Origin of the sequence: Actinoallomurus bryophytorum (genome assembly GCF_006716425.1) — a bacterium.
GTDB classification, from domain to species: Bacteria; Actinomycetota; Actinomycetes; order Streptosporangiales; family Streptosporangiaceae; genus Actinoallomurus; species Actinoallomurus bryophytorum.
This window is the reverse complement of sequence record NZ_VFOZ01000001.1, coordinates 3,358,390-3,381,564: the sequence shown is the minus strand read 5'-3', so window position 1 is coordinate 3,381,564 and position 23,175 is coordinate 3,358,390. Positions and strand designations below refer to the sequence as shown.

Here is a 23,175-nt window from a genome sequence, read left to right as displayed (position 1 = left end):
AGGCTCAGGCGGTGAGCGCGGTCGTCTGGATGACCGTGAGGATGACGAGGACGGCCGCGACGACCGCGGACGCGCCCACCTGGACGGCCTTCTGCCGGCCGCGGGGTGCGTACGCGAACGCCACGGCCAGGACCGCGCCGGTGATCAGCCCGCCCACGTGGCCTTCCCAGGAGATCCCGGAGAAGGTGAACGTGAACATCAGGTTGATCACGATGAGGAAGGCGATCCCCCTCGTATCCACCCCCAGGCGGCGTCCGACCACGAAGAACGCCGCGAACAGGCCGAAGATCGCACCCGAGGCGCCCACCGCGGGCTGTCCCGGGTCGACCAGGAAGAGCAGGACGTTGCCGCCCAGCGCCGACAGGAAGTACAGGACCGTGAAGCGCGCCCGGCCCAGCACCTGCTCCAGCTGCGGCCCCAGCACCCACAGCGCCCACATGTTGAACAGGATGTGGGTGATGCCGAAGGTGCCCTGGGTCAGCGGCACATGCAGGAACGCCCCAGTGATCAGGCGATACCACTCGCCGTCGGCGACGCCGTAGCCCGGGATGACCTGGCCGAACTGAGTCTTCAGCTGGCCGAGCATCTCGAACCGGTCGACGAACGACGGTGAGGCCAGCTCCCCGATGTAGGCGAGGACGTTGATGGCGACGAGCACCAGCGTGACGGTGGGCCTGGTGGCGACCCGTCCGCCGAAGACCGTCCTCGGCTCGCGGACCGTACGGTTGCCCTCGCGCACGCATTCGGGGCACTGGTGTCCCACCGACGCGTCGCGCATGCAATCCGGGCAGATCGGCCGCTCACACCGAGTGCAGCTGACGTACGTCTCACGTTCCGGGTGCCGGTAGCACGTCGGGACCTGTGGAGCCTGAGCCTGCGGCGTATCGCTGCTCATCGTGGTCTTCCTCTGAGTGTCGGTACCTGTCTAACGACGGTCGATCGTCACCGATTCCAGAACGACGTCCTTGACGGGACGGTCGCCGCGGTCGGTCTCGGTCTTGGCGATCGCGTCCACGATCTCGCTGCCCTGGACGACCTCGCCGAAGATCGTGTGCCGGCCGTTCAGGTGCGGCGTCGGCGCGACCGTGATGAAGAACTGCGAGCCGTTGGTGCCGGGTCCCGCGTTGGCCATGGCCAGCAGGTACGGCCGGTCGAAGCGCAGGTCCGGGTGGATCTCGTCCTCGAACTCATAGCCCGGCCCGCCGGTGCCGGTGCCCAGGGGGTCGCCGCCCTGGAGCATGAAGTTGTCGATCACCCGGTGGAAGATCGTGCCGTTGTAGAGCGGGTCGCTGGTGCGCCGGCCCGTACGCGGGTCGGTCCACTCGGCCGAGCCCTCGGCCAGGCCGGCGAAGTTCTGCACCGTCTTCGGCGCCTGCTCGGGGAAAAGGCGCAACACGATGGTGCCCATCGTCGTACGGACTGTCGCGGTGAGGTTTTCAGCCACGAAGACTGCCTCCTCGTATCGGGATCTGAGTGTTCAGAGCGGTCAGGACATGCAGGTGCAACCCCTGCGTGAAGGCATCCTGTCAGATCGGTGATTGACATCGCTTCTCGTGGGAACAGGATCCGACGAGACCGCACATACGGAGGGCTTCCATGTCCCTACGAAACAGAAGTCGAAAGATGCCGCAGGTGAACATCGACAGCGCGCGTCTGCAGGACGCTCAGGAGATCGTTTCCAAGAGTGCCCGCCAGGCCGCGGAGCGAGTGGGTCCCACCACTCGTCAGGCACGCAAGATCGCCGCGAAGCAGATGAAGAGCGCTCGCCACTGGAGCGCGCCACGTATCGACCAGGCCGGTCAGTACATCGAGGACGAGGTCGGGCCGCGAGTCGGCGCGATGCTCCACCGTACGGCGGGCAAGGTCGAGCCGACGAGTCCACGGCGCCGTCGCGGGTTCGCGACGATGCTGCTGGTCGCGGGCGGTGCCATTGGCGCGGCCGGTGCGATCGTGACACGTCGCAACACCACGCGGTCGGCTGAGGAGCCGACCTCCCCCGAGCACCTCTCGGCGGTATCGGAGAACTCCAGCACCGGTCGCGCGCACAGCAACAACAGCTGAGCACACACCAACACGCGGCTCCGGTCGGGCCCGGCCAGTCTTCTGGCCGGGCCCGTCGCCGTCCCGCCACGGCGATAAAGCCCGGCGTGAGGCGAACCACATTCGGGTTACCAGGTACCGTCTTTTCCCATGTCGCTCAAGTCCTCGGTCGGCGGAGCAGGCCGCAGAGTGATCGCGGTGGTGGTGCACCGCGTCTGGGAGTGGCTCCGAACGCACGCCGAGATCTCACCGAGTACGCCCGCCGGCCGGCGGTTCGCCTACCTGGGCGAGGGTGCCTGCATCGGTTTCCCGACGGGTGCGATCTACGGCGAGCCGTGGATCCGCGTCGGCGACCACACACTGATCGGCGTGCACGTCACGCTGTCCGCGGGGTTCGTCCCCGGCCTCGACCTGGGCCCGGATCCGATCGTGACGATCGGCAAGGCGTGCTCCATCGGCCGCGGCAGTCACATCGTGGGGCACAAGTCGATCGAGATCGGCGACGACGTGTTCACCGGGCCGTACGTCTACATCACCGACCAGAACCACGGCTACACCGATCCCGACGTCCCGGTCGGGCGGCAGTGGCCGGTCAACGACGCCGTCACCATCGGTTCCGGCTGCTGGCTCGGCGCCGGGGCGATCATCCTGCCGGGTACCCGCCTCGGCCGGAACGTCGTGGTCGCCGGTGGAGCCGTCGTACGCGGGGAGTTCCCCGACCACAGTGTCATCGCGGGAGTGCCCGCCAAGGTCGTACGGCGTTATGACCCGAAGGCCGGGTGGCTCCCGCCCCTGCCCGAGGTGCCGCTGGACGACGAGACCCTCGCCCAGATCGCCAAGATGATCGATGACGGCACCGCCAAACCCGACGAGATGGCCGGCTAGGGGCGATTCGCCCGCCCGTGTGCGGGTGTGAGGCGGATCACAGGAACTCTGATGGTCCGGCCGGACAGTCGTGCATGTGGAGATGAGTATGCGTGCACGTGTCCGCGCCGGGGATCCGTACGTGTTCCGGGAACTGTTCGACGAACATGCCCGCGCGGTCTACAACCACGCCTTCCGGCTGACGGGGAACTGGTCGACGGCGGAGGACGTGGTGTCCCTGACCTTCCTCGAGGCGTGGCGGCTGCGCGACCAGGTCGACGCCGACGGCGGGTCGCTCCGCCCCTGGTTTCTCGGCATCGCCACCAATGTCGCGCGCAACCTGCGCCGTGCCGCCCGGCGGCACGACATCGCCCTCGCGCGGCTTCCCAGGGACGAGCAGGTCCCGGACTTCGCCGAAGAGCTCAGCTCCCGCATCGATGATCGCGAACGCCTCGCCCAGGTGCGTACGGCGCTGGCGGCGCTGCGCAAGCCCGAGCGCGAGGTACTGGCGCTGTGCGTGTGGTCCGGGCTCGGTTATGCCGAGGCCGCCGAGGCGCTCGGTGTGCCGGTCGGCACGGTCCGATCCCGGCTGTCCCGAGCGCGAAAGAAGCTGAACCGGCTCGTCAGTGCCGGGCGGCTCCGCCCACCCGAGGAAATCAGGGAACCGCACCACGGCCGAGGACAGGTAGAAGGCGACCGCGACATCGCGGTCCGGTCCGCTCAGGAGAACACCCGATGAACGCCACCCCGATACAGCCCGGCTCAAGCGACCGTGACGAGCTGGCCCGGTTGTTGCCGGAGCCGGCGGAGCGGGATCTGCCGAGCGGCCGTCACCAGCGACTCCAGGAGTTCGTGATGAGCCAGATCCACCAAGACCTGCGGCCGGCCGAGCGGGCTCCCCGCCGTTCACGACGGCCCGTTCTGCTGGCCGGTGCCCTCGTCGCCGCCGCGGCCGTGGCCGCCGTCGCGGTGGTGATCGGTACCGGCGGTCCGGGACGATCGGGGGGCGACTCGATCGCGCCCGCCGTGCCCACGCTGTCCGGCCGGCAGGTCCTGCTCGCGGCCGCCACCACTGCGGAACGGAAACCAGCGGGTTCCGGCACGTACTGGTACGTCAAGACGGTGAGCGCGGACGGCGACGACGGCAGGCCGCTCCAGTGGGAGAGTTGGACGCGGCACGACGGCCAGACCTGGTTCAGGGGGGAGAAGTCGGGCGGCAAGGTCGTCAAGGAGGCACTGACGATCCCGTTCCGCCTCGGTGGCCCGGATGTGAGCTTCGAGCGGCTCCAGAAGCTCCCGACCAGGCCGGCCGCGTTGAAGACGTGGATCGCCGACTCCGTGAAGCACAGTGATGTCAGGACGAGCGCCGGCCGGCCGGACGCCGCCGAGCAGAAGAACATGGTCTTCGACGGGCTGGTCTCCCTGGTCTCCCTGTTGCCGGCCCCGCCGAAGGTCCGCGCCGCCGCCTTCCGCGCGATCGCCTCCTACCCGAACGTCGAGAACCTGGGGCCGGTCAAGGGCGGGCAGGGCCTGCGGTTCTCCTCCTCCCCGGTACGGCCGTCCGCGCCGGCCCCGTCGCCGAGCACCGAGGACCAAGCCGAGTGGGCCAGGGACCAGGCTCTGAAGGCCAAGGCGGAACGCGGCCAGGACGATGACGCCAGGCTGGTCATCGATCTGGCGACCTCGCAGATACGCGAGACGAACTTTTTCGTCACCGCCGACGGAGCGGAGTACAGGGCCCCGGGCGGCGCCACGCTCGTCACCGGCTGGACGAACGTGCTGCCCAAGTAGGGCCTGGCGACCGGCCCGTATCAGGCGGACGTCAGCGAGTATCAGCGCCGTGTCAGCGCCTGTCATCTCCGTGTGCGCGTCGTATCAGGGCGGTGTCCGAAGGTGGGTCACGTACAAGACGGACTAACCGGAAGACTCGCCATGGAACACGTGATACGGGCCGAGGGCCTGAAGAAACGCTTCGGGGAGACCCAGGCGCTGGCCGGCGTCGACATCCTCGCGCGCCGGGGCACGGTCCTCGGCGTGCTCGGGCCGAACGGCGCCGGCAAGACCACCGCGGTACGGATGCTGGCCACGCTCATCAAGCCGGACGAGGGCCACGCCGAGGTCGGCGGGTTCGACGTGGTCAAGGATGCCGCGCAGGTACGGCGCCTGATCAGCCTCACCGGGCAGTACGCCTCGGTGGACGAGGCGCTGACCGGTGTCGAGAACCTCGTCATGATCGCCCGCCTGGTCGGCCTCAGCCGGGCCGAGTCCAAACGCCGGGCCCGCGAGTTGCTCGAACGCTTCGACCTGTCCGAGGCGGGGGGACGCGCCGCCAAGACCTACTCCGGGGGCATGCGGCGCCGGCTGGATCTCGCGGCCGGGCTCGTCAACGACCCCCAGATCATCTACCTGGACGAACCGACCACCGGGCTGGACCCGCGGGCACGCAACGCCGTGTGGGACACCGTGCGCGGGCTCGTCGCCGACGGCGCCACCGTCCTGCTCACCACCCAGCACCTCGACGAGGCCGAGGCGCTCGCCGACCAGATCGTGGTCTTCGACCGCGGCCGGGTGGTCGCCGACGGCACCGCCGAGGAGCTCAAGGAGAAGATCGGCGGGCAGACGCTCGTCGTACGTGCCCAGGACCGGGCCCGTACGCCGGAGGTGGCCGAGATCGTGGCCCGCGTCGCCGGCACCCGGCCCGAGATCAACGAAGACACCGGACTCGTCACCGCCCCGCTGGACGACCCCTCGGCGCTGACCACGGTGGTCCGCGGGCTCGACGAGGCGAACATCGTCGCGAGCGAGCTCACACTGCGCCGGCCCAGCCTGGACGAGGTCTTCCTCAGCCTGACCGGCCACCACGCCGAACCCGAAGGGAGCTCCTCATGACCATCGCACTGGAGCGGACGCCGCAGGCGGCGCCGCGGATCGGACCGTCGCAGACCCTGCAGAACGGGCTGACACTGGCCTGGCGGAACATCACCCAGCTCAAGCACTCGCCCGAGCGGCTGATGGACGTCACGCTGATGCCCATCGTCTTCCTCCTGCTGTTCCTGTACGTCTTCGGCGGCGTGGTGGCGGGCAGCACCCACGCGTACCTCCAGCAGTTGCTGCCCGGCCTGGTCGCCCAGATGGGGATGTTCGCCTCGATGGGCCTGGGCACGTCACTGGCCGAGGACATCCGAAAGGGAGTGTTCGACCGGTTCCGCAGCCTGCCGATCGCACGGTCCGCGCCGCTCATCGGCGCGGTCATCGGGGACACCGTGCGCTTCTGCGTGACCATGGTGGTGCTGGTGGCGTTCGGGTCGCTGCTCGGCTTCCGCTTCCACACGAACCCGCTGTCGATCGCGGCCGCGTTCGGCCTGGCGTACGCCTTCTACTTCGCGGTGTGCTGGGTCTCGGCGCTGGTCGGCCTGATCGCCCCGTCGCCGGAGACGGTGCAGGGGCTGGCGTTCATCTGGACGATGCCGCTCACCTTCGGCAGCAGCGTCCTGCTGGCCAACACGGCGTCGATGCCAGGCTGGCTCCAGGCGTGGGTGAAGGTCAACCCGGTGACGCACCTGGCCGACTCGGTCCGGGCGCTCACCGTCGGCGGGCCGATCGGCAACCACGCCTGGTACACCCTGGCGTGGGCGGCGGGGATCGTCCTGGTGAGCTTCCCGATCGCGGTGTGGAGGTATGGGCGCCGCGTCTAGGGGGTGAGCGCGAGTGCCTGCTCGCGTGTCATCCGGCGGCCTCGGTCGTACGCCTCGTCGAACGCCTCCCGCCCCAGCGCGGCCAGGGCGGAGGCGGTGGCCCGGTCGACCTCCAGGTTCCACGGGTCGGGCTGACCCTGCAGCATGTGCGCGCCGCCGAGCATCTCGGCGGCGCGTACGTGCTCGCCCCGTGCCGTGGCCAGCGCGGCGATGCCCTGGACGAGAGTTCCGATGAGGCGGTCGACCGGCATCAGGGAAATCTGGTCGAGGGCGCCGAACGCCTTCTCGTGCCAGCGCGCCGCGTCGTCCAGGTCGCCGTCCTGTTCGGCCAGACAGCCGCGCTTGCTGTACGTCATCGCCAGCGACGTGCCGAGGTCGACCCGCCCCTTCTTCGGCTCGATGAGCGACACCGCCCGACCGAGTAGGGAGCGCGCCTCTTCGAGGTCGCCTTCGCGGCGTGCGATCTCGCTGAGCCAGACCCATCCATTGGCCCCGTCGGCGTGCTCGCCGACGTGCATCGCGGAGCGCACCCCGCGTTCGATGTCCGCGCGGGCACCCGCGAAGTCGCCCGCCATCGCCCGGGCACGGCCGGTCTGGACCAGGAGCACCCCGCTCTGGTCGGGGCTGATGCCCTCGGTGATGAACTTGTACGCCTGCTCACTGGCGTGAACCGCCTCCTCGGGCCGGCCGCGCGCCAGTGCCACCTCCGCCATGCTGACCAGGGCACTGCCCATCCCCCAGCGGTCCCCGACCTCACGGAAACCGACGTAGGCCGCCTCGGACTCGTCCGCCGAGCGGTCGATGTCCGCGAGGTTCAGGGTCAGGTACGCGAGGAAAACATGCCTTGCCGCCCGCGTCCACGGGTCCGGATGGTCGGCGATGCGCTCAAGTTCGCGTACGGCCCCTGCCACGTCACCGGAGAAGATCAGGGCGACCGGCCGGCAGAGGGCCAGCGCCGGGTGCGTCGGACCCGCTCTCATGCGCGAGATCGCCTTCTCTATCGCCGCGCGCAGTTCGTCCGGCCGCGGCCCGCCCTCGCGAGTCATCTCGTTGACCAGGGCCGCGGTGAAGCCGCAGATCACGTAGGCGTCCTCGGCGCCCGGGGGTGGCGCGTCATCGGCGATCTCCCAGACGGCCACGGCCCACTGGCCGGCCTCGGCCTCGTAGTCGCGCAGGATCCAGAACCAGGCCAGCCCGCCGACCAGGCGCAGGCCCGTCTCGGCGTCACGCGTGTCGATCGCGTGCCGGAGGGCGGTCGCGCAGTTGTCGCGTTCGGCGTTCAGCCGGTCGGACCAGAACAGCTGGTTCTCTCGGCGCAGCTCCGGCTCCGCGCGTTCGGCGAGGTCGCGGAAGTAGGCGGCGTGCGCGTCCCTGAGCTGCTTTTCCTCGCCGGCCTCGGCGAGCCGCTCGGCGGCGTAGGCACGTACGGTCTCCAGCAGGTGATAGCGGACCTCGGCGTTGCCGGTGGCCATCACCAGCGACTTGTCGACCAGTGAGGCGATCACGTCGATGACGTCGTCGCCGAGTACCTGCTCGGCGCTGTCCGGCGTCGCGCCGCCCCTGAACACCGAGAGGCGCCGCAGCACCCGGCGTTCGGCGGCGTCGAGCAGTTCCCAGCTCCAGTCGACCACCGCACGCAGCGTCTGGTGGCGGGGCAGCGCGGTACGGCTGCCGACGTTGAGCAGCCGGAACCGGTCGTCCAGCCGGTCGGCGACCTGCGTGGGAGTGAGCGCCCGCAGCCGGGCGGCGGCGAGCTCGATGGCGAGGGGCGTGCCGTCCAGCGCCCGGCAGATACGGACCACGGGCTCGACCGTGTCCGCGTCGAGCGCGAACCCGGGGCGTACGGCGGCGGCCCGGTCGGCGAACAGGCGTACGGCATCGAACGCCTGGGCGCTCTCGGCGTCCGCGTCCTCGGGCGGCAGCCCGAGCGCCGGCACGGAGCACAGTGACTCGCCGGTGATGCCGACCGGCTCGCGGCTGGTGGTCAGGATCCGGACGCCGGGCGCGGCGGACAGCAGCCGGTCGGCCAGCCGCGCGACCGCGTCGATCAGGTGCTCGCAGTTGTCCAGCACGAGGATGAGCCGCTTGGCGACCAGGGCGTCGACGAGCCGGTCCATCGGCTGGGCGATCTCTCTGGCCTCCAGGATGCGGACCGTCTCGGGGATGCCGATCGCGACCAGCACGGCCTGGGGGACGTCGAGCGCACCGCGTACGCCCGCCAGGGGCACGAACCACACGCCGTCCGGCATCGTGGCGGACAGCCGGCTCGCGGCCTCGCTGGCCAGGCGGGTCTTGCCGGTGCCGCCAGGGCCGGTGAGCGTGACGAGCCTGGCCGTGGCGAGCAGACTGCCGACGCGGTCGATCTCCTCCTCGCGGCCGACGAAGCTGGTGAGCTGCGAGGGGAGGTTGGTCCTGGGTCCGTCGTTCGTCGGCTCCGGCCGCCGCGGCCGCTCCGGTTCGCCGGATTCGCCTCGCAGGATGGACAGGTGCACGGCTGCCAGGTCCGGTGACGGGTCGACACCGAGCCCGTCGGCGAGGGTGCGGCGGGCGTCCTCGTACACGGTGAGGGCCTCGGCCTGCCGGCCGGCGGCGTACAGCGCGCGCATGAGCTGGCCGCGCAGCCGCTCGCGCAGCGGGTGGAGCAGGGTGAGCTCCTCCAGCTCGGGCACCAGCCGCGCGGCATGACCGAGGGCGATGTCGGCCTCGATCCGCTCCTCGAGGGCCTCGACGCGCAGCTCCTCCAGCCGGGCGATCGGCGCGGCGGCGAACATCGCGCCGGAGACGTCGGCGAGCGCGGACCCGCGCCACAGGCCGAGGGCACGCCGCAGCGTCTCGGCACGGGCCGCGGGATCACGCTCGGCCCGCGCGCCGCTGACCAGCCGCTCGAACGCGACGGCGTCGACCTGCCCGGGTTCGACCACGAGCCGGTAGCCGCCGGGCCGGGACTCGACGGCATCCTGCAGGCCCACTCCGCGAAGCCGCGAGACGAGCGCCTGAAGCGCGTTTGCCGCCCCGGCGGGCGGCGCGTCACCCCAGAGGTCGTCGATCAACCGCTCGGCCGGGAGCGTACGACCCGCGTCCACGGCAAGCCGGACCATCAGGGCACGCAGCCGCGGACCACTGACCTCGATTGGCCGAGCAGCCCCGTCCCGCACATCCAACGGACCCAGAATGCCGATACGCACGCGGCCATTGTCGCAACAAACGGGATGGTTCGGGCCCATCGTCATCCGCGGAAGCCCAGCGTTCCCGTCGGAAAGGCGGCGAGCCTGAATTGAAACTCCAGCCGCGCAGCTCAGGAACCGGAGAATTTCTCCCGCGGCTCCGCTTCGCGTGGCCTGTTCCGGTGATGGCGTGGCGCTGGATTGGGTTCATCCCCGACCGAAGTAGTGGCCGTGCCCCAGATCCTCGATGAGTCCCGGGTTCGCCGGCTCCCACCCGAGCATCTTCCGCGTCACCTCACTGGAGACCGGGTTGTCCACTCCCACGAACGGGCCGAGGAAGGCGAAGCGCTCGCCGGCGTCCTCCGCGGAGATGCCGGCCACGGGCACGCCGGCCCCCCGCCCGATGGCCGCCGCGATGTCGCGGAAGGGGACGCCCTCGTCCGCGACCGCGTGCAGCCGGCTTCCGGCCGGGGCGCTCTCCAGCGCCAGCCGGTACACCCGCGCCGCGTCGAGCGTGTGCACCGAGGGCCACCGGTTCGCTCCGTCTCCCACATATCCCGACACACCGGCCTGACGGGCGATTGCGACCAGGACGTGCACGAAGCCGTTGTGGTCGAGTGGGCTGTGCACGATCGGTGGCAGCCGGACGGCGGACGACCGCACGCCGCGTCCGGCGAGCCCGATCACGAAGTTCTCCGCGTCCACCCGCGGACCGCCGGGAATGACGTCGGCCTCGGTGCCCGGCCGCCCGGTGATGCCCGCGCGGGCGAGCAGGAGCGTGCCGGAGGAGATGACGAGCGGCCTGTCCGTCCCTTCGAGCCCCGAGGCGAGCGCCTTGATGGCGGCGAAGTCGGCGGCGGCCGCGGCGGCGAAGTCGCCGGTCGCCATCAGGTCGTGCTTGAAGGCGAGGTGGATGACGCCGTCGGCCGCCCCGGCGGCCTCGCGCAGCCCGTCGAGATCGTCCAGGTCGCCGCGCCGGACCTCGGCACCGGCGGCGGCGAGCGCCTCGGCCGAGGCGTCCGAACGCGCCAGCCCCACGACCTGATGGCCGGCCCGCATCAGCTCGGGCAGGACCGCCGAGCCGATGTGCCCGGACGCGCCAGTCACGAAAACACGCATGGGAAACCCTCCTGGTACGAGTGATGTCACCTGGTGCCATCACTATAGCGCGTGATGACACCAGGTGACATCGACTAGTCTTGCCCCATGGGCAGATGGCGGCCGGACGCGCGAGCGCGGTTGCAGGAGGCGGCTCTGACCCTCTACGGCGAGCGCGGCTACGAGGAGACGACCGTCGCGGAGATCGCCGAACGCGCGGGGCTGACGAAGCGAACCTTCTTCCGCTACTTCACGGACAAGCGCGAGGTGCTTTTCTGGGGCTCGGAACTCCTCGAGCGGCAGATGGTGACCGCCATCGAGGCCGCCCCCGCGTCCGCTTCTCCTCTCGGCATGGTCGGCGCGGCACTGGACGCCGCCGCCGTCCGGTTCGAGGAGGTCCGGGAGTTCGCCGGCCCGCGACACCGGATCATCGCCTCCAGCCCCGAGCTGCGGGAACGCGAGCTGATCAAGGCCGCGTCACTGGCCGCCGCGATGGCACAGGCACTGCGCGCACATGGGGTCGGCGACACCACCGCCACCCTGGCCGCCCACACGGGCATCACCGTCATGCACGTCGCCTTCGAGCAATGGGTCGACGATCCGGATCAGAAGCCGTTCCAGCAGATCGCCAGGCATGCCCTCGCGCAGCTCCGGGAGATCGCCTCTACCGGATGACTCACGTGAGAGGCGACGGTGCGTGATGCGCAGCCCCACGTAGTCGTCGAATCCCTCCGGCAAGGTCCGGCTCGGGTCCCTGATCAGCACCGGGACCCCTCGTAAGCCGATTCCCGGCAGATCGTCTCTGGCGCATGGCCGTACCCTATGGGGGTATATGGTGTCGGTAGTCGAGCGAAGGAAGAGGGACATGGTCACCACTCGCTACGCGGTGAAGGGCATGACGTGCGAGCACTGTGTGTCCGCGGTCAGTGCCGAGGTCGGCCGGATCGACGGGGTCAGCGGTGTCGACGTGGACCTCGCCACCGGGTCGGTCACCGTCACCAGTGCGGCCGCCCTCGACGGCGCCGCCGTACGCGAGGCGGTCGACGAGGCCGGCTACGAAGTCGTGGGTTCCTGACAAGACGGGATGAGGGACGGCGCATGACGGTCTCGGAGGACACCGGCCGGGTGGAGCTGGTCATCGGCGGCATGACCTGCGCCTCGTGTGCGAACCGGGTCGAGAAACGCCTCAACCGGCTCGACGGGGTCACCGCGACGGTCAACTACGCCACCGAGAAGGCGAGCGTCCGCGTCGCCCCCGGCGTCACCCATGACGATCTGATCAGCCAGGTCGAGAAGGCCGGGTACACCGCCGCGCTCCCTGCGCCGGAGCCCGAAGAGGACGACCACGCGCTGCGCGACCGGCTGGTCGTCAGTGCGCTGCTGGCCCTGCCGGTGGTGCTTCTGGCGACCGTCCCGGCGCTGCAGTTCCGCGACTGGCAGTGGGTCTCGCTCGCGCTGGCCGCACCGGTCGTCGTGTGGGGCGGGCTACCGTTCCACCGCGCGACGTGGAAGAACCTCAGGCTGGGCGCCGCGACCATGGACACCCTGGTCTCGATGGGCACCGGCGCCGCCTTCTTCTGGTCGGTGTACGCCCTGTTCTTCGGCAGCGCGGGCGAGGCCGGCATGCGGGAGACCTTCAGCTTCACCGGCCGGGGCGGTTCGGGCGACATCTACCTGGAGGTCGCGGCCGGGGTCACCGTCTTCATCCTGGCCGGCCGCCACTTCGAGGCCCGCGCCAAGCGCCGTGCCGGCACCGCCCTGCGGGCGCTGCTGGATCTGGGCGCCAAGGAGGTCGCGGTCCGGCGTGACGGGCGCGAGGAGCTCATCCCGGCCGACCGGCTGAGGCCGGGCATGACGTTCGTGGTCCGGCCGGGCGAGAAGATCGCCACGGACGGCGTCGTCGTCGAGGGCGGCTCGGCGGTGGACATGAGCATGCTCACCGGCGAGTCCATGCCGGTCGAGGTCGTTGCCGGCGACGCGGTCACCGGTGCGACGGTCAACTCCGGCGGGCGCCTCGTCGTACGCGCGACGCGGGTCGGCTCCGACACCCGGCTCGCACAGATGGCCCGTCTCGTGGAGGAGGCACAGAGCGGCAAGGCACGGGCCCAGCGCCTCGCCGACCGTGTCTCCGGGATCTTCGTGCCGATCGTCATCGTGCTCGCGCTGGCCACGCTCGGGTTCTGGCTGGCGAGCGGGGCCGGCGCCGACGCGGCCTTCACCGCGGCCGTCGCCGTACTCATCATCGCCTGCCCGTGCGCGCTGGGGCTGGCCACGCCGACGGCACTGCTCGTGGGAACCGGGCGCGGCGCGCAGCTCGGCATCTTGATCCGGGGTCCTGAGGCGCTGGAGTCCACCCGGGCGATCGACACGATCGTGCTCGACAAGACCGGCACCGTCACGACCGGCCGGATGACCCTCGTCGACGTCGTCACCGACGAGGACCCGGCGCGGGTGCTCCGCCTGGCGGGTGCGGTCGAGCACGCCTCCGAGCATCCGATCGCGCGGGCGATCGCGCGGAAGGCCGGGGAGACGTTGCCGGCCGTGACGGACTTTCACAACCTCGAAGGGCGGGGCGTACGCGGCACGGTCGAGGGGCACGCCGTCCTCGCGGGCCGCGCGTCGCTCTTCGCCGGGCTTCCCGCCGGGCTGGAGGCGGCCAAGGCCGCGGCCGAGGCGGCCGGGCGCACACCCGTCGTGGTGGGCTGGGACGGGACGGCCCGCGCCGTGCTCGTGGTCTCCGACACCGTGAAGGACACCAGTGCCGGGGCGATCGCCGACCTCCGCGCGCTCGGGTTGACCCCGGTGCTGCTCACCGGCGACCACGAGGCCGCGGCGCGTACGGTCGCGGCCGAGGTCGGCATCACCGAGGTGATCGCCGAGGTGCTGCCCGCGGACAAGGTCGACGCCATCAAACGGCTGCAGGCCGGTGACCAGGCGGTGGCGATGGTCGGCGACGGCGTCAACGACGCCGCCGCCCTCGCCCAGGCCGACCTCGGACTCGCCATGGGCACGGGTACCGATGTGGCCATCGAGGCCGCCGACCTGACGCTCGTCCGCGGCGACCTGCGGGCCGCCGTGGACGCGATCCGGCTGTCGCGGCGGACGCTCGCGATCATCAAGGGCAACCTGTTCTGGGCCTTCGCCTACAACGTGGCCGCCCTGCCGCTCGCCGCGGCGGGGTTGCTCAACCCCATGATCGCGGGAGCGGCGATGGCGTTCTCCAGTGTCTTCGTGGTCAGCAACAGCCTCCGGCTGCGCCGCTTCCGCGCGGCCCGCTGAGCTCAGGCGGTACGCCGGCGGAAGAGTACAGCGGCCAGGGCGATCGAGGCGACGAGGATGCCACCGCACCAGGCCAGGGCCTGCCAGGGACTGTCGCCCACGGGCTGGTCCAGGAGCAGGCCGCGTAGCGTCTCGATCACCGGCGTGACCGGCTGGTTCTGGGCGAAGCCGTGCAGCCACGAGGGCATCGTGTCGATCGGGACGAAGGCGCTGCTGGCGTACGGCACGAACATGATGAAGAAGGTGAAGCCTCCCGCGGCCTCGGCCGACCTGGCGAGCACCCCGACCGCCGCGGCCAGCCAGGAGATCGCCAGGATGAAGGCGAGCAGGACACCGATGGCGGCGAGCCAGGCCGCCGGGCCGGCGTGGGGCCGGAACCCGATGAGGAAGGCGACGCCGAACACGATGACGGTCGAGGCCAGGTTGCGTACGGCGCTCGCCACGACATGCCCGTTCAGGACGGCCGTCCCGCTGACGTCCATCGAGCGGAAGCGGTCGATGATGCCTCCGGTCAGGTCGCCGGCGACGCTCACCGCCGTGGTCGCCGACCCGAACCCGGCACACAGGAGCAACACTCCGGGGACGACATAGGTGACGTACTTGCTGCCGGTCTGGATCGCGCCGCCGAACAGGTAGACGAAGACCAGCATCAGCAGGATCGGCATCATCAACGACGTCAGCAGGGCGTCGAGCTGGCGTCTCGTCAGGCGGAGCGCACGGCCCGCCATGGTCAGCGAGTCGGTCAGGGTACGGCTCGCGGCGAGCTCAGACATCGACGGTCTCCGTTTCGGTTCGGGCGGCCCGGTGGCCGGTCAGGGTGAGGAAGACGTCGTCGAGAGTGGCGGTGTGCACGGCGAACGTCCGTACCGCGCGGCGCCCCGGGTCGATCTCGTCCAGCAGCGCGCGTACGTGGGCGGCGCTCCCGTCGGTCGCGACGCCGAGGGTGAGGGCGGCGGGATCGTGCGTGACGGCCCGTCCGCCGAGGATCTCCGCCACGTCCTCGTACGTCGCCCGGTCCGCGAGCACGAGGTCCAGGTGCTGGTCGGCGACGCGCCGCTTGAGCTCGGCCGCCGTACCCTCCGCGACGACCCGGCCACCGTCCACGAGCGCGATGTGGCCGGCCAGCCGGTCGGCCTCCTCCAGGTACTGCGTGGTGAGGAACACGGTCACGCCGGATCCCGCGAGGCCGGTGATGACCTCCCACAGTGCCTGGCGGCTGCGCGGGTCGAGGCCGTTCGTCGGCTCGTCGAGGAAGATCACCGCAGGGTCGGCGACCAGGCTCGCCGCGAGGTCCAGGCGGCGGCGCATCCCCCCGGAGTAGGTCCCGGCGTGGCGCCGTCCGGCGTCCGTCAGGTCGAAGCTCTCCAGGAGTTCGGCCGCCCGGCGGCGGGCGTTCTTGCCGGACATGCCGGACAGACGCGCCACCATGCGGAGGTTCTCCTCGCCGGTCTGCAGCTCGTCGACGGCCGCGTGCTGGCCGGTCAGCGCGATGCGGCGCCGTACCTTGTGCCGGTCGCGGACGATGTCCAGACCGGCCACCCGCGCATGTCCGGCGTCGGCCCGGGTGAGCGTGGTCAGGATCCGCACCGTGGTCGTCTTGCCCGCGCCGTTGGGTCCGAGCAGCGCGAACACGCTGCCGCGCGTGACCCGCAGATCCAGCCCGGACAGGACCTTCACCTTTCCGTAGGACTTCTCCAGGCCGACCGCCTCGATCGCCGTTTCCATCGCACTCCCCGCTTCTGCGTATGCCATAAACTCTTCTGCGTAAGGTATACACAGAACTAGGATGGGCGGTCAACACCGAAAGTGGAGGCGATGGACAGCGACAGCGGCGCCGACATCCCGGCCAGCCTCGCGGCGGCCTGGGGGCTGCGAGAGCGTCCCGGAAAGGGGCCCAAGCCCGGTCTCAGCCTCGACCGCATCGTCGCGGCCGCGATCGGCGTCGCCGCGGCGGACGGCTTCGCGGCGGTGTCCATGAACCGCATCGCCAAGGAGCTCGGCGTATCGGCGATGGCGCTCTACCGTTACGTCGGCGCCAAGAACGAGCTGGTCCCGCTGATGCTGGACGCCGCCCTCGGCGGCCCGCCCGCTCCGCGCGGCGCGGACGAGGGCTGGCGGGCGGCGATGGAGCGCTGGTGCTGGAGCTACCTCGCCGCACTGCGCCGCAACACCTGGGTGCTGCGCGTGCCGATCACCGAGGCGCCGAACACCCCTCAGCAGATCGCCTGGCTCGAACACGGGCTGGCGTCACTGCGCGGCACCGGCCTCACCGAGAACGAGAAGGTCTCGGTGATCATGCTGCTCAGCGGCTATGTCCGGAACACGGAGGCGACGTTCCACGGCATCGCCGAGGCGGTGATGGCGGCCGACTCCTCGGCCGAGCGGATGATGTCCTCCTACAGCAACGTGCTGCGGAAGGTGATCGACCCGCGCAGGTTCCCGTCCGTGTCGTTCGCGCTCGAGCAGGGCGTCTTCGACCAGCCGGACAGCGTGGACGGCGAGTTCGGCTTCGGTCTCGACCGCGTCCTCGACGGCATCGACGCCCTCGTCCGCAGCCGCACCCGGTAGTCCCCGGTCCTTGAACAGGCAGTGGCGTCAGGGCACGCTGACGCCACTGCCTGTTCGGATGATGCTCGCGCTGGTCAGCCGTGGCGTGCGATCAACGCATAGGGCTGGTTGGTGCCGGTCGGGTCGACCGCGCCGACGGTCCACAGCCCGCCACCGGGGATGGACGCCGCGCCGCTGAGGGTCGCGCCCTCGCCCCGGATGGGAACGGACGCGGCGACCCAGCGGTCACCGGACCACTGAAGAGCGTAGGCATCGCCGGAGACGTCCGTCGGCAGGAACGTATCGCCGACCGCCCACAGCGTCCGGCCGTCGGAAGCGATGTCCATCACCTCGCCCGGACCGTCCGGGACCGCGGTGTTCAGCCATCGGTGCCCGTCCCAGCGCAGGATGAGCGGCCGGCGGATCTCCTCACCCGACGGGTTCCGCTTGCCCCATCCCGCGACCCAGGCCCCGGTGGGCAGGGTCAGGACCCGGGTGACCCGCTGGGTCCATTCGCCCGTGCCGGGATCGGGGAACCGCGTCCAGGCGTGTCCGTCCCAGTGCAACAGGATCAGTGTCTCCGGCTGCGCCGGATCGAGGTCGTCGCCGGTGTAGTCCGTGCCGGCGACCCACACGTCATCCGGTCCGTACGCGCTGACGGCCTCGAAGTCGTCATCGGTGCCACCTATGTCGGGCGTGGGCACGAGTCTCCATCGCGCACCGTCCCAGCGCTGCACGAACCCGCTTCCGTCGCCCGTCCGCGGGTCGTAGGTGTGACCGACCAGCCAGGCGTCCCCGGCACCGTCGGCGGTGACCGGGCCGGCGGACGCCTGGGCCGCTCCGGGAACCGGGGCGTAGGGCACGGACGTCCAGTCTCGGCCGTCCCAGTGCAACAGCCCGCACGAGGCGGAGGCCCACACATCGGTGCTGCTCCCGGCGCTGAGGCGACCGATGATGCCGACGTCGGGCACGGTGGTCCGCCTCCACGTGTGCCCGTCCCAGTGCAGCATGAGCGAGTCGGCGAACCCCGCCTCCTCACATGTGCCATCCGACGCGGCGACGTGGCGCCGCCCTTCCGGCCCGGCCGACCCGGCACGCCACCGGTCCGGGCCGGTCGAGGGCGTGGGAGGCGGAGCGGACTGACCGGTACCGAGGTCAAGGGTCGCCCCGGCGGCCCACGCATCGTCGCGTCCAGGCGCGACGACGTCGTCGAGGCTCGCATTGCCGGTCACGGGGACGTCGTAGAGGTGCCAGTCCGCTCCCACGGTCACGTCTGCCCGTGACGCGTGCGTCACCGCGGCCGACGCGTCCGGCGTCGCGGACGAGGCGGTGATCAGCATGGCCGGTATCGCGGCTGCGGCGATCCGCCTCTTGTTGATGTTCATGGTCTCTTCTCACTCGGGGAGAGGTTCACCGTTGGCCTGGCTTGTCGACGACCTTGGCGGTGAGGCGGGTCAGGGAGTAGGTGACGGTGCCGACGGGGACCTCGTATCGGGGATCGGTGCCCGTGGCCTTGGAGATGGGTGCGTTGTGGCCGTTGAAGACGGTCCGCTGCGCCACCACCTGATAGGTGGCCGGGTCAAGGAGGAACTGCTCGCCGTAGCCGTGCGTCACGGCGATCGCCGGGCGGCTCGCGCCGTCCTTGACGTTCTTGTCGATCCCGACACCGGGGATCGTGGCGAGGACCCGGTAGAAGGCGGCCTGGGTCTTCGGCGGGATGCCCACCGGGTTGCTCCAGAGCAGTTGCGCGATGGTGTCGAATGCCTCGCCGTCTCGATCCGGGTACTGCCAGTCACGACGGGCCGAGGCGTCGACCTCCTTGTAGATCTTCGCGCGTAGTGCCTGGGGATCGGCGGGCAATGAGGCGAGGCGGGCTTCGGCGGACGCGGCTCCCGCTTTCCGCTCGATGACCAATTTCCCGTTGTAAATGCCGGCTTCTCGGGCGCCGTCGAATCGGGTCCAGTTCTCGCCGGCCGTTGGATGCATCCCGTGTTCGGCGGCGACGCCGACCTCGAGCGTCTTCACATAGAGCCACTGATCCGGACGTGGCCGTGATTCCGGGCGCACCTCCATGGCCTGTGCGGCCCTGCCCAGCACCTCAGTCGCACTGACCAGGCGTACCGCAGGCGGCTGCGACGTACCCGTCCCGTCGGCTGCACCGATGGTGAGCACACCTGCGGCGACGGCGGCCGCGGTGACTGCGGCGACCGCCGAGGCGGCACCCACCCGATTACGGAGGCGCCGCCGGCGTCCCCGTGCGATGCCTCCGGTCACCAGCTCGGTGACCCGGGGCTCGATCGTTCCAGCCGTACGGCGCATCGCCTCGGCCAGCTGATCTTCCATGTTCGTCATCGTTCGTCCTCAGTTCTTTTCCGGCGGACCGGCGGCGTCCTCGTCACGTGATCAGGGTCTGGAGTTCGTCACCGAGCGCATTCCGAAGCCGGCCTAAGGCGCGCATGCTCCGGTTACGCACCGCGCCACGACTGAGCCGCAGGGCCGCGGCGACGTCCTCGACGCTTTGGTCCTCCCAGTAGCGCAGGACCAGCACGACACGGTCCTGGGCGGAGAGTTCCGCCAGAGCCTTGAGCAGCGTCATCCGGAGCGCCTGATCGGACTCATTGACCGCGGTCTCCGGTACTGCTTCTCTTGGCGTCTCTCTGCTGCTGTGCTTACGCATGTGGGACAGATAGGTCCGCATCAGCACGGTGCGGGCGTACGCCGCCGGGTTGTCAGCCCGGCGGACCCGCCACCAGGACGCGTACAGCTTGCCGAGCGTCGTCTGCACCAGGTCTTCGGCCAGATGCCAGTCGTCGCACAACAGGCGAGCGGTGCGAAACAAAGAGGCGCTGCGCGCCGCAGCGAACTCCTGAAATCCATTCGGATCTTTGGCCATCGGGCCTTCCCAGTTTCGTCCGGCGGTCTTCTACTCCCTAGACGCGGCGACGGCCTTATCACGTCACAGGCCCGCCGCCGTGCGCCGATACCGGTACGGCAGCGCTCCGGCGCTCCAGCGGCGAGCCCACGCCCGCCCGTACGCAGCCGCCTCGTAACCCGCGAACGCCCCTGTGCTTGGGTGGTGCCGTGATCGTCACCGATGTCCTGATCCTGGTCGGCGTGGGGATTCTGGCCGGGATCGTCAGCACGGTCGTGAGCCTCGCGTCGATCGTGTCGTACCCAGCGCTGCTGGCCATGGGCATCCCGCCACTGAGCGCCAACGTGACGAACACCATGGCCCTGATGTTCACCGCTGTCGGAGCGGCCGCGGGATCCCAGCGGGAGCTGGCCGGACAGCGCAGGCGGGTCCTGCGGCTCAGCCTCCTCACCGCGATGGGCGGTGCGACGGGGGCCGCGCTACTCCTGGTGACGCCGTCCGGCACCTTCGAACTCATCGCGCCGGTGCTGATCGCGGTCGCGTCGTTGGTCCTCCTCGTGCAGCCGCGCATCGCCGGCGCGGTCGCGCGCGTCGGAGGCGAGCACAGCGTTCCGCTGCGGTTGTCGGTGTTCGCGGTGGCGATCTACACCGGGTACTTCGGCGCCGCCGGCGGGATCTTGATGCTCGCCATCCTCGGCGCGATGATCGAGCTCCCGCTGGTGCGGATCAACGCGGTCAAGAACGTCGTGTCGGGTCTGAGCAACGGCGTCGCGGCGCTGGGCTTCGCCTTCTTCGGACCGGTGCGCTGGAGCGCGGTGCTGCCTCTGGCGGCCGGCTTCCTGACCGGCGGCTGGGTCGGTCCCTCGCTCGTACGGCGGCTGCCCGGCCAGGCGCTGCGCGTGGTCGTGGTGGTCTGCGGCATCGCGGTCGCCGTCAAGCTAGGCGTCGACGCCTACTCCTGAGTGCAGCTCGGTCCGTAGCTCGTGCGCCCCGTCCGCGCGGGTCGCCTCGTAGTACACACGCCACCCGCCGTCCGGCAGACGGAGCGCACACAGGTAACGCAGGCCCCCGTACGGTGACCCGGCGACCGGGGCGGAGCCCTGCGGGACGAGGCTCCCGAAACCGTCTCCGGCGGCGATCCCGGTCCGTTCCTCGCAGTTCTCCGCCGCGCTGGCCCGGCCGTCGTACCAGGCGAGAACGCGCCCACCGTGCGGGACGACGGCCGCGACCCGTACGCCCCGTGAGTCCCATCGCCCCGGCGTACGGTCCAGCGCGGTGCCCCGCCAGGTCCACGCGATGCCGTCGTCGCTGGTGGCGTAGTCGGTCACCATCCGATCGGCCTCGTCGGGATCCTCCAGCGGGTGACAGGACGCCCACAGGTGCCACCGGCCGTCCCGCCGGATGATCACCGGGTCCTTCACGCCGACCCGCTCGTCACCGGGCAGCACGACTCTGGCGGCGCCCGGATCGAAGGAGCGCGGGTCGTCCGCCTCGATCAGCTCGACCCGCCAGTGCTTGGTCCCCGGGGTGGCGCAGCTGAGGTAGAGCCGCCATCGCCCGTCGGGAGTCCGGACAAGAGCGGGCCGCTCCAGCGACTCGGCCGCCAATGCGCGGCTCTCGATGACGGCGAGCGTCTCCAGGTGTTCGCCGTCCGCCGAGCGTGCCACCACCACCGCGTACCCGCGCCCCTTCCCGACAGGCGCCCGCAGCCGGTAGGCGAGATGGATGACCCCATCCGCGAGACACACGCTGGGCGCGCCCGCCCAGTAACCCGTGCCCTCTCCGGGCGGAGCGAGGACCAGGCGCGACCGATCGAGGCACGGCGGCGGAAACGGCGGCGGAAACGGCGGACTTCCGGACTCACCCATGGACCGATGATCACCCCCGGCCGCGCCGGCGGCAATGGGCGATGGCGCGTCTCAGGCACCGCGGCGGGTCCGGAGCGCCGTCACCTCCTCCTGGGTCCAGGCGACCAGCGCGAGGAGTTCTTCGGCCACGCCCGGGGCCATCGCGATCGTCGCGGCCGAGGAAGAGGTGTGGTCCGAGCCGTCCTGGTCGACGACCACGGCGCCCGCCTCACGCGCGATGATGACACCGGCGGCGGTGTCCCAGGGCTTGTTCGACATCGTCATGCTCGCGTCGAGCTTGCCGTCGGCCACCCAGGCCAGGTCGATGGCGGCCGAACCGAGCATGCGCACCCGCTGGACACGGCCGGCCAGCTGTTCGTTGAGCGCCAGGCGCAGGCCGTTCTTCTCGTCCGCGTCCACTCCCACGGCGTAGTCGCCGACCGCCACGATGGCCTCGTTCAGCCTGGCCGTACGGCTCGTCGCGATCCGGCGGTCGCCGGCGTACGCACCCGTGTGCTCGACCGCCCAGTAGCGGACGCCGAGAAAGGGCAGGTCGATCACGCCCAGGATCGGACGACCCCGATGGATCAATCCCAGCGAGACGCCGGTCAGCGGCATACCGTGCACGAGATTGGCCGTGCCGTCGATCGGGTCCAGGGCCCACATCAGCTCGGCGTCGGGGTCGCCGCTGACCCCCTCCTCCTCGCCGAGGACGGCCACACCCGGGGTCCGTTCGCGCAGGTGGCCGCGGACCGTCCGTTCGACGGCGAAGTCCAGCTCGGTGGCCATGTCCCGGTCGCCCTTGGCGGTCAGCGGACCCGGCAACCGGGAGCGAATGAGTTCGTTGGCGAGGGCGACTGCCTCGATTGCGGCCGGGAGCAGTGCTCCGGGCGAGGCCGTCATACCGGCCGGCTCCGATCCCATAATTCGGTATAGATCCGCTCAAATGTGCTGTAAAGACCCGGGCTTTCCGGACATCGACGTAGGACAAAGGTCGGCGAATCCACTCCGCGCGCCTGCGGCAGGTACGGCTGCGCCACGCACGTCTCGCCGTCGATCAGCACGATGCCGAACCGGATGGTCTCGTCGTAGACCGCGAGGGAGAGGCGATCCTTCGCGTCGTCCGGCAGCCGGTCGCGCACCCGGGAGAGAACCTCGATGTTCAGCTTGGTCAACATGACCAGGTGATGGTCGGTATATCCCTCTTCGCGCTCACGCGCCTGAATGGCGTCGCCGTCCGGGTCGAGGAACAGACACCGCAGTTCGGCGCCGTTCTCGACCAGACGGTGGAGCCGCTGGTCCGGATACTGCTGACAGATCAGGTTGAGCGAAAGGCCGGCCGCCCGTACGTCCTTGGCCGCGTCGAACAAGGCGTGCGGCGGCATTGTGCTGGTGAAGTCCGCACGGGTCGGGAAGACGGCCACGACATCGGCCAGGTCACCGCCGGGGGCGGTCCTCGACGGGCAGCCGGAGAGGACGTCGTCCGGGCACGGCCCGAAGAGCTGATCGGCCGTCCAGCCGGGGAACATGTGCTCCAGCACGCGGCAATGATCGGTGTACGGGAGCCGCTTCAGCTCGCCGGAGGTCCAGCGGTGCAGTTGCGCGCGGCTCGGCGCCGTACCGATGAGATCACGGCCGATCTTCCGGGCCGCGTCGTCGTACGCGGCATGGAAGATCCCATAACGGTGCCACTGCCGCTGTTGCAGCAGGATTTGGAGCAGGATCGGCCGAGCTGACACCGTCCGCCCTTTCTCGTGGCGTCTGCGGTG

At 70.6% G+C, this 23,175-nt stretch carries 23 protein-coding genes; 11 read left to right on the top strand and 12 right to left on the bottom strand.

The window, feature by feature from the left end:
• Positions 1-4 precede the first annotated feature (4 nt).
• Positions 5-895, bottom strand: a complete 891-nt coding sequence (locus tag FB559_RS15765) for a rhomboid family intramembrane serine protease (protein ID WP_141956320.1) — start codon at positions 893-895, stop codon at positions 5-7.
• Between the two features lie 30 nt (positions 896-925).
• The gene (locus tag FB559_RS15760; protein ID WP_141956319.1) at positions 926-1,444 is read right to left on the bottom strand and encodes a peptidylprolyl isomerase; all 519 of its coding nucleotides are present in this window, start codon (positions 1,442-1,444) and stop codon (positions 926-928) included.
• A gap of 188 nt (positions 1,445-1,632) precedes the next feature.
• Between FB559_RS15760 and FB559_RS15755 the strand changes: the two genes are divergently transcribed.
• From FB559_RS15755 to FB559_RS15730, 6 genes are all read left to right on the top strand, one after another.
• The gene (locus FB559_RS15755) at positions 1,633-2,061 is read left to right on the top strand and encodes a hypothetical protein (protein WP_141956318.1); all 429 of its coding nucleotides are present in this window, start codon (positions 1,633-1,635) and stop codon (positions 2,059-2,061) included.
• A gap of 129 nt (positions 2,062-2,190) precedes the next feature.
• Entirely contained in the window at positions 2,191-2,925 is a 735-nt protein-coding gene (locus FB559_RS15750) for an acyltransferase (RefSeq protein WP_141956317.1), read from the top strand.
• Between the two features lie 88 nt (positions 2,926-3,013).
• On the top strand, positions 3,014-3,643 hold the full coding sequence (locus FB559_RS15745; RefSeq protein WP_141956316.1) for an RNA polymerase sigma factor: 630 nt from the start codon (positions 3,014-3,016) through the stop codon (positions 3,641-3,643).
• Entirely contained in the window at positions 3,640-4,695 is a 1,056-nt protein-coding gene (locus tag FB559_RS15740; protein ID WP_141956315.1) for a CU044_5270 family protein, read from the top strand. The genes FB559_RS15745 and FB559_RS15740 overlap by 4 nt, the downstream gene beginning before the upstream one ends.
• Before the next feature lie 141 nt (positions 4,696-4,836).
• The gene (locus tag FB559_RS15735) at positions 4,837-5,793 is read left to right on the top strand and encodes an ATP-binding cassette domain-containing protein (protein WP_141956314.1); all 957 of its coding nucleotides are present in this window, start codon (positions 4,837-4,839) and stop codon (positions 5,791-5,793) included.
• Positions 5,790-6,599 (top strand): ABC transporter permease, encoded by an 810-nt coding sequence (locus tag FB559_RS15730; RefSeq protein WP_141956313.1) that lies wholly within the window; start codon positions 5,790-5,792, stop codon positions 6,597-6,599. Before FB559_RS15735 ends, FB559_RS15730 begins: the two co-directional genes overlap by 4 nt.
• Here FB559_RS15730 and FB559_RS15725 read toward each other — a convergent pair.
• Both FB559_RS15725 and FB559_RS15720 read right to left on the bottom strand, forming a co-directional pair.
• Entirely contained in the window at positions 6,596-9,697 is a 3,102-nt protein-coding gene (locus FB559_RS15725; RefSeq protein WP_185792233.1) for an AfsR/SARP family transcriptional regulator, read from the bottom strand. The genes FB559_RS15730 and FB559_RS15725 overlap by 4 nt on opposite strands.
• Before the next feature lie 273 nt (positions 9,698-9,970).
• On the bottom strand, positions 9,971-10,882 hold the full coding sequence (locus FB559_RS15720) for an SDR family oxidoreductase (protein WP_141956311.1): 912 nt from the start codon (positions 10,880-10,882) through the stop codon (positions 9,971-9,973).
• Positions 10,883-10,969: 87 nt separating this feature from the next.
• On the opposite strand from FB559_RS15720, the gene FB559_RS15715 reads away from it, so the two are divergent.
• From FB559_RS15715 to FB559_RS15705, 3 genes are all read left to right on the top strand, one after another.
• Positions 10,970-11,536, top strand: a complete 567-nt coding sequence (locus tag FB559_RS15715) for a TetR family transcriptional regulator (protein ID WP_141956310.1) — start codon at positions 10,970-10,972, stop codon at positions 11,534-11,536.
• A gap of 190 nt (positions 11,537-11,726) precedes the next feature.
• Positions 11,727-11,936 carry a heavy-metal-associated domain-containing protein gene (locus FB559_RS15710; protein ID WP_141956309.1) on the top strand — a complete coding sequence of 70 codons (210 nt, stop codon included), beginning with the start codon at positions 11,727-11,729 and terminating at the stop codon, positions 11,934-11,936.
• A gap of 23 nt (positions 11,937-11,959) precedes the next feature.
• Positions 11,960-14,140 carry a heavy metal translocating P-type ATPase gene (locus FB559_RS15705; protein WP_141956308.1) on the top strand — a complete coding sequence of 727 codons (2,181 nt, stop codon included), beginning with the start codon at positions 11,960-11,962 and terminating at the stop codon, positions 14,138-14,140.
• 2 nt (positions 14,141-14,142) lie between these two features.
• Here the strand turns inward: FB559_RS15705 and FB559_RS15700 are convergent, their stop codons facing one another.
• The gene (locus tag FB559_RS15700) at positions 14,143-14,913 is read right to left on the bottom strand and encodes an ABC transporter permease (protein WP_141956307.1); all 771 of its coding nucleotides are present in this window, start codon (positions 14,911-14,913) and stop codon (positions 14,143-14,145) included.
• The gene (locus tag FB559_RS15695) at positions 14,906-15,865 is read right to left on the bottom strand and encodes an ATP-binding cassette domain-containing protein (protein WP_141956306.1); all 960 of its coding nucleotides are present in this window, start codon (positions 15,863-15,865) and stop codon (positions 14,906-14,908) included. The genes FB559_RS15700 and FB559_RS15695 overlap by 8 nt, the downstream gene beginning before the upstream one ends.
• Positions 15,866-15,955: 90 nt before the next feature.
• On the opposite strand from FB559_RS15695, the gene FB559_RS15690 reads away from it, so the two are divergent.
• The gene (locus FB559_RS15690; RefSeq protein ID WP_141956305.1) at positions 15,956-16,708 is read left to right on the top strand and encodes a TetR/AcrR family transcriptional regulator; all 753 of its coding nucleotides are present in this window, start codon (positions 15,956-15,958) and stop codon (positions 16,706-16,708) included.
• 74 nt (positions 16,709-16,782) lie between these two features.
• Here the strand turns inward: FB559_RS15690 and FB559_RS43885 are convergent, their stop codons facing one another.
• Genes FB559_RS43885 through FB559_RS15670 form a run of 3 tightly spaced genes read right to left on the bottom strand, consistent with a single transcriptional unit; the run spans position 16,783 to position 19,580 of the window.
• Positions 16,783-18,072 (bottom strand): hypothetical protein, encoded by a 1,290-nt coding sequence (locus FB559_RS43885; RefSeq protein ID WP_185792232.1) that lies wholly within the window; start codon positions 18,070-18,072, stop codon positions 16,783-16,785.
• A gap of 25 nt (positions 18,073-18,097) precedes the next feature.
• Positions 18,098-19,030 (bottom strand): CU044_5270 family protein, encoded by a 933-nt coding sequence (locus FB559_RS15675; RefSeq protein ID WP_185792231.1) that lies wholly within the window; start codon positions 19,028-19,030, stop codon positions 18,098-18,100.
• Positions 19,031-19,082: 52 nt separating this feature from the next.
• Entirely contained in the window at positions 19,083-19,580 is a 498-nt protein-coding gene (locus FB559_RS15670) for a SigE family RNA polymerase sigma factor (protein ID WP_141956301.1), read from the bottom strand.
• 188 nt (positions 19,581-19,768) lie between these two features.
• Between FB559_RS15670 and FB559_RS15665 the strand changes: the two genes are divergently transcribed.
• On the top strand, positions 19,769-20,521 hold the full coding sequence (locus tag FB559_RS15665) for a sulfite exporter TauE/SafE family protein (protein WP_246121630.1): 753 nt from the start codon (positions 19,769-19,771) through the stop codon (positions 20,519-20,521).
• Here the strand turns inward: FB559_RS15665 and FB559_RS15660 are convergent.
• From FB559_RS15660 to FB559_RS15650, 3 genes are read right to left on the bottom strand one after another with little or no spacing between them, the layout of a single operon-like run.
• Positions 20,498-21,427 carry a glycoside hydrolase family protein gene (locus FB559_RS15660; RefSeq protein ID WP_221640039.1) on the bottom strand — a complete coding sequence of 310 codons (930 nt, stop codon included), beginning with the start codon at positions 21,425-21,427 and terminating at the stop codon, positions 20,498-20,500. The genes FB559_RS15665 and FB559_RS15660 overlap by 24 nt on opposite strands.
• A 51-nt stretch (positions 21,428-21,478) precedes the next feature.
• Positions 21,479-22,309, bottom strand: a complete 831-nt coding sequence (locus FB559_RS15655) for an inositol monophosphatase family protein (protein WP_141956300.1) — start codon at positions 22,307-22,309, stop codon at positions 21,479-21,481.
• Entirely contained in the window at positions 22,306-23,145 is an 840-nt protein-coding gene (locus tag FB559_RS15650) for a DUF5919 domain-containing protein (protein ID WP_141956299.1), read from the bottom strand. Before FB559_RS15650 ends, FB559_RS15655 begins: the two co-directional genes overlap by 4 nt.
• Positions 23,146-23,175 lie beyond the last annotated feature (30 nt).